Origin of the sequence: Micrococcus sp. HSID17227, from assembly GCF_003989405.1 — a bacterium.
Lineage (GTDB): Bacteria > Actinomycetota > Actinomycetes > Actinomycetales > Micrococcaceae > Micrococcus > Micrococcus luteus.
The window spans coordinates 1-5135 of record NZ_RBLN01000159.1 but is presented as its reverse complement, the minus strand read 5'-3'; the positions used below and the strand labels follow the sequence as shown (position 1 = coordinate 5135).

The 5135-nt window shown below is 74.2% G+C and carries 6 protein-coding genes and 1 pseudogene; 1 reads left to right on the top strand and 6 read right to left on the bottom strand.

Features of this window, described 5'->3' with window-relative positions; all coding sequences use genetic code 11:
* Positions 1–230: pseudogene (locus tag D8M29_RS08430) on the top strand (hypothetical protein); the annotation flags it as partial.
* 15 nt (positions 231–245) lie between these two features.
* On the opposite strand, the gene gatB reads toward D8M29_RS08430, so the two are convergent.
* From gatB to D8M29_RS08400, 6 genes are all read right to left on the bottom strand, one after another.
* Positions 246–1751: an Asp-tRNA(Asn)/Glu-tRNA(Gln) amidotransferase subunit GatB gene (gene gatB, locus D8M29_RS08425; protein WP_036317331.1), complete on the bottom strand. Its 1506-nt coding sequence runs from the start codon at positions 1749–1751 to the stop codon at positions 246–248.
* Entirely contained in the window at positions 1748–3364 is a 1617-nt protein-coding gene (gatA, locus tag D8M29_RS08420) for an Asp-tRNA(Asn)/Glu-tRNA(Gln) amidotransferase subunit GatA (protein ID WP_174233325.1), read from the bottom strand. The genes gatB and gatA overlap by 4 nt, the downstream gene beginning before the upstream one ends.
* 8 nt (positions 3365–3372) lie before the next feature.
* Positions 3373–3669 carry an Asp-tRNA(Asn)/Glu-tRNA(Gln) amidotransferase subunit GatC gene (gene gatC, locus D8M29_RS08415; protein ID WP_002854348.1) on the bottom strand — a complete coding sequence of 99 codons (297 nt, stop codon included), beginning with the start codon at positions 3667–3669 and terminating at the stop codon, positions 3373–3375.
* 204 nt (positions 3670–3873) lie between these two features.
* A complete protein-coding gene (locus D8M29_RS08410) occupies positions 3874–4398 on the bottom strand; it encodes a GNAT family N-acetyltransferase (protein WP_036317337.1) in 525 nt (174 codons plus the stop codon).
* Positions 4395–4877 carry a hypothetical protein gene (locus D8M29_RS08405; RefSeq protein WP_020625517.1) on the bottom strand — a complete coding sequence of 161 codons (483 nt, stop codon included), beginning with the start codon at positions 4875–4877 and terminating at the stop codon, positions 4395–4397. The genes D8M29_RS08410 and D8M29_RS08405 overlap by 4 nt, the downstream gene beginning before the upstream one ends.
* The coding region (locus D8M29_RS08400) for an inositol monophosphatase family protein (protein WP_305034219.1) at positions 4874–5135 on the bottom strand (262 nt) is incomplete at its 5' end. The genes D8M29_RS08405 and D8M29_RS08400, both read right to left, overlap by 4 nt.

The window sequence follows — 5135 nt, the reverse complement described above, 5'->3', positions numbered from 1 at the left end:
GCGCACGCCGGGCGAGGTGGGGCAGGCGGGGGCAGGGACCGGGCCGGGCCCGGGGCGCGGCCGAGGCGCCGCGGGCCCGCGTGCGGCTCGGGGCGAGGGCGCGGGGGCCGCTGCGCGACGCGGCGGCCCGGGACGCGATCGGCGGCGGGCGGGCCGCGGGGTCCTGGCGGCGTCTGCTGCGCAAGACCCTGCCCCGCGTGGCGCGGGCCCTCACCGCCCTGGACGGCTGAGGGCCCGCGCGGTCGTCAGGACACGCCCAGGCGCTCCAGCACGATCTCGCGGACGCGGCCGGCGTCGGCCTGCCCGCGGGTGGCCTTCATGACCGGGCCGATCAGGGCGCCGACGGCGGCCATCTTGCCGCCCTTGATCTTCTCGGCCACGTCCGGGTTGGCGGCGATCGCGGCGTCGACGGCCTCGGTGAGCGCGCCGTCGTCGGACACCACGGCCAGGCCCTTCGCCGCGACGACCTCCTTCGGGGCGCCCTCGCCGTCGGCCACCAGATCGAGCACCTGCTTGGCGATCTTGTCGTTGATCGTCTTCGCGGCGATCAGCTCCTCGACCTCCACCACGTGCGCCGGGGTGATCCCCAGCTCGGCGACGGCGACCTCGCGGACGTTCGCCAGGCGGGCGATCTCGCCCATCCACCACTTGCGGGCGGCCGCCGCGGAGGCGCCGGCCTCCACGGTCGCGACGATCTCGTCCAGGACGCCGGCGTTGACGACGTCGCGGAACTCCTCGTCCGAGAAGCCCCACTCGGCCTTGAGCCGCTTGTTCCGCACGGCCGGCAGCTCGGGCATGGCCGCGCGCACGCGCTCGACCCACGCGGCGTCCACGTGCACGGGCACGAGGTCCGGCTCGGGGAAGTACCGGTAGTCGTCCGCGTCCGACTTCGGGCGGCCCGAGGTGGTGCTGCGGGTGTCCTCGTGCCAGTGGCGGGTCTCCTGCGTCACGGTGCCGCCCGCGGCGAGCACCGCGGCCTGGCGCTGGATCTCGTGGGTGACCGCGTGCTGCACGGCGCGCGTGGAGTTCACGTTCTTCGTCTCGGTGCGGGTGCCGAACTCGGTGGCGCCCTTGGGCATCAGCGAGACGTTCGCGTCGCAGCGGACGTTGCCGCGCTCCATCCGCGCGTCGGAGATGTCGATGGCCTGCACGATGTCCCGGATCGCGGTGACGTAGGCGCGGGCCAGCTCGGGGGCCCGCGCACCGGCGCCGACGATCGGCTTGGTGACGATCTCGATGAGCGGCACGCCCGCACGGTTGTAGTCGACGAGGGACGCGGAGGCGCCCTGGATCCGCCCGGAGCCGCCCACGTGGGTGAGCTTGCCGGCGTCGTCCTCGAGGTGCGCGCGCTCGATCTCCACGCGGAAGACCTCACCGTCCTCCAACTCGACGTCCAGGTGGCCGTCGAAGACGATCGGCTCGTCGTACTGGGAGGTCTGGAAGTTCTTCGGCGTGTCCGGGTAGAAGTAGTTCTTCCGCGCGAACCGGCAGGTCTCGGCGACCTGCGCGTCCAGGGCCACGCCCAGGCGGATCGCGTACTCCACGACCTCGCGGTTGAGCACCGGCAGGGTGCCGGGCAGGCCGAGGTCGAGCGGGGTCACGTTGGTGTTCGGCTCGTCGCCAAACGCGTTGGGCGCCGAGGAGAAGATCTTCGTGGCGGTGTTCAGCTCCACGTGCACCTCGAAGCCCAGCACGGGGTCGAAGCGCTCCATCGCCTCCGCGAAGTCCATGGTCTGCTCTGCGTGGCTCATGCCCGGCCTCCTGCCGTGGTCGCGGTGGTGGCGCGCTGCGCGCCCTTCTCCAGCTCGGGGGCCTCGGCCCACACCGGCCCGCCCCGGCGCTCCCCGACGAGGCGCTCGAGCGCGGCGCCGGCCTCGTACAGGCGCGCGTCCTCGCGCGCCGGTGCCATCAGCTGCAGGCCGTAGGGCAGCCCGTCGACGACGCCACCCGGCACGGACATGCCCGGGATGCCGGCGAGGTTGGCCGGGATGGTTGCGAGGTCGTTGACGTACATGGTCATCGGGTCGTCCGTCTTCGCGCCCAGCTCGAACGCCGGGGTCGGCGCGGTGGGCGTGAGGATGACGTCCACCTGCTCGAAGGCGCGGGCGAAGTCCTCCTGCACGAGCGTGCGGACCTTCTGCGCGGAGCCGTAGTAGGCGTCGTAGTAGCCGGCGGACAGCGCGTAGGTGCCCAGGATGATGCGCCGCTTGACCTCGGCGCCGAACCCGGCGGCGCGGGTGGCGCCCATGACCTGCTCGATCGTGCCGCCGCCGTCGGGCACCACGCGGTGGCCGTAGCGGACGCCGTCGAAGCGGGCCAGGTTGGAGGAGGCCTCCGAGGGCATGATCAGGTAGTACGCCCCGAGGGCGGCGTCGAAGCTGGGGCAGGAGACCTCCACGATCTCCGCGCCGGCCTCACGCAGGGCCGCGACGTGCTCGTCGAAGCCGGCCCGGATGCCCGGGTGGAACGCGTCCGCCGGCAGGTCCGTCACGACGCCGACGCGCAGCCCCGCCAGGTCGCGGCCGCGGGCCGCGCCGGTCAGGTCCGCCGGCTCGTCGGCCAGGGACGTGGAGTCCTGCGGGTCGTGGCCGGCGATGACCTGCTGCAGCGCCGCGGTGTCGGCCACGGTGCGGGCGGCGGGGCCGATCTGGTCCAGCGAGGAGGCCATGGCGATGAGGCCGTAGCGGGAGACCGCGCCGTAGGTGGGCTTCACGCCGACCGTGCCGGTGAACGCGGCGGGCTCACGCACGGAGCCGCCGGTGTCCGAGCCGAGGGCGAAGGGGGCCAGGAAGGCGGCCACGGCGGCCGCCGACCCGCCGCCCGAGCCGCCGGGCACCCGGTCCCCGTCCCACGGGTTGCGGGTGATGCCGAACGCGGAGTGCTCGGTGGAGCCGCCCATCGCGAACTCGTCGAGGTTGGTCTTGCCGAGGATCGGCAGGCGGGCCTCGCGGAGGCGGGCCACCACCGTGGCGTCGTACGGGCTGAGCCAGCCCTCGAGCATGCGGGAGGCGGCCGTGGTCGGCTGGCCGCGCGTGACGATGTTGTCCTTCACGGCCACGGGCACGCCGGCCAGCGGGTGCAGGGCGTCGGCCTCGGGGCCGCCGGCGGCACGGATCGCGTCCACCTCGGCGGCGACGGCGAGGGCCTCGTCCGTGTTCACGTGGAGGTAGGCGCGCACGCCGCGGTCGCCGGCGGCGTCGGCGCGCACGTCGCCGTCGTGGGCGGCGATGCGGTCCAGGTGGGCCTGGACGAGCTCCACGGAGGTGGTGGTGCCGGCGCGCAGGCGCTCGGCCATCTGCAGCGCGGTGAGCCGGACGAGCTCGTCGGCGCCGAGGGTCGCGTTCACGTCGAACGTCTCGGTCATGGGGGTGATCACTCTCCGTCCAGGATGGCGGGGACCTTGAACTGGCCGTCCTCGGAGTCCGGCGCCTGGTCGAGGGCCTCCTCCTGCGTGAGCATGCCGGCCGGCACGTCCTCGCGGAACACGTTCTCCAACGCGATGGGGTGGGACGTCGGCGTCACGTCGTCGCCCGCGGCGGCCTGGACCGCGGAGACGTGCTCCAGGATCTTCTCCAGGTCGCCGGACATCGTGTCCAGCTCCTCGTCGGTCATCCGGATGTGGGCCAGGCGAGCCAGATGCTCCACCTGATCCCGGGTGATCTCAGGCATGGATCTCCTCGTGTGACGGGTCGGGGCGGGGTGGACGACGCCGGCGCGGCGGCGGCCACATCGGAATCGAGTCTAGTGCCGGGGCCTGCCCGGCCGCCGCCACCGCTTCGAGGCGGGAGATCCACCCCACCGCGGCGCTCCGGGCCCGCATGACAGGGATTTCCCGCCCCGAATGGGGTCCCGGTGCCGATGTCCCGCCCGGGGTCAGTCCAGCGCGAGCCGGTAGACGAGGAACGGGCCGGTCTCGTCGGCCGGGTCGAGGTCCGGCACCACGTCCGCGAGGAACCAGTCCCGCTCCGGGACGCGCACGAAGCCGGCGCGCTCGTACATCCGGTGGGCGCCGGTCATGGAGGGCATGGTGGTCAGCACGACGGCGTCCACGCCCTCCTCGGCGCGGGCCCGCGCCACGATCTCGGCCAGCAGGGCGCCGCCCACCCCGCGGCGGTGGAACCGCGGGTGCACGGCGAGCATGCGGAACTCGTACTCCCCGTCGCCGGAGGTCTCGGCCAGGGGCGAGCCGGGCGGGGTGAGCACCACGGACCCGGCCACCTCGCCGTCGACCTCGGCCACGAGCACCTCCGCGCGGCCGGCCCGGTCGGCCACGTCCATGAGGGTCTTCACGTAGGCGTCGTCGGGGGCGATGTGGCCGCCGTCGACATAGGACGCCAGGGTGAGCTCGGCGACCGCCTCGTGGTCCTCGGGGCGCAGCGGGCGGACGAGGGCGCTCATGCGTCACCTCCGGCGCGCTGGCGCAGCGTGTCCTTCAGGCGGGCGCGGGTCGCGTCCGTGGCCACGACGTAGTCGCGCCGACGCAGCCAGGCGGTGGGCACGGCCTGGTGGGGGTGGCCGTCGCGCGCCTCGTGCAGCCCTTCGAGGAACGTCGCGGCCGCCGGCTCCTGCCAGATGTTCACCCAGTAGGCGCGCTCCCGCTCCTGCGCCGTCAGTTCCTTGACCAGCCGCCTCGTGAACGAACAGCCCGGCCGCCAGAACACGACGACGCCGCCGCGCTCGACGTGCGCCTGCGCGCCGGCGAACGGCCGCGAGCGGACCCGGACCGCCCACCGGTACGTGACCGCGTAGCCGGCCAGGACGAGCCCGGCCACGATCATGCCGACCTGCTGCAGGCGCGTCCCCGCGATCATGAACGTCAGTCCGCCGGCCACGAACAGGACCGGGTAGAACCACGGGTCTCCGACGATCCGCCTCATGCCCTCTCCCCCGTCATGGCGGCCAGGGCGGACCCGTCCACGTCGCCGGCCACCATCCAGTCAGGATGTGCCGTGCCGTCCGCCGAGGCGGGCCGCGTCACCGCGACGCCGGCCTCCTCCGCCACCAACGCGCCGGCGGCCCAGTCGTACTCCTGCGTGCCGAACTCGGCGTAGGCGTCCAGGGTGCCGTCCGCGACCATGCACAGATCCAGCGCCGCCGAGCCGATCCGCCGCACGTCCCCGAACGCGGGCAGCAGA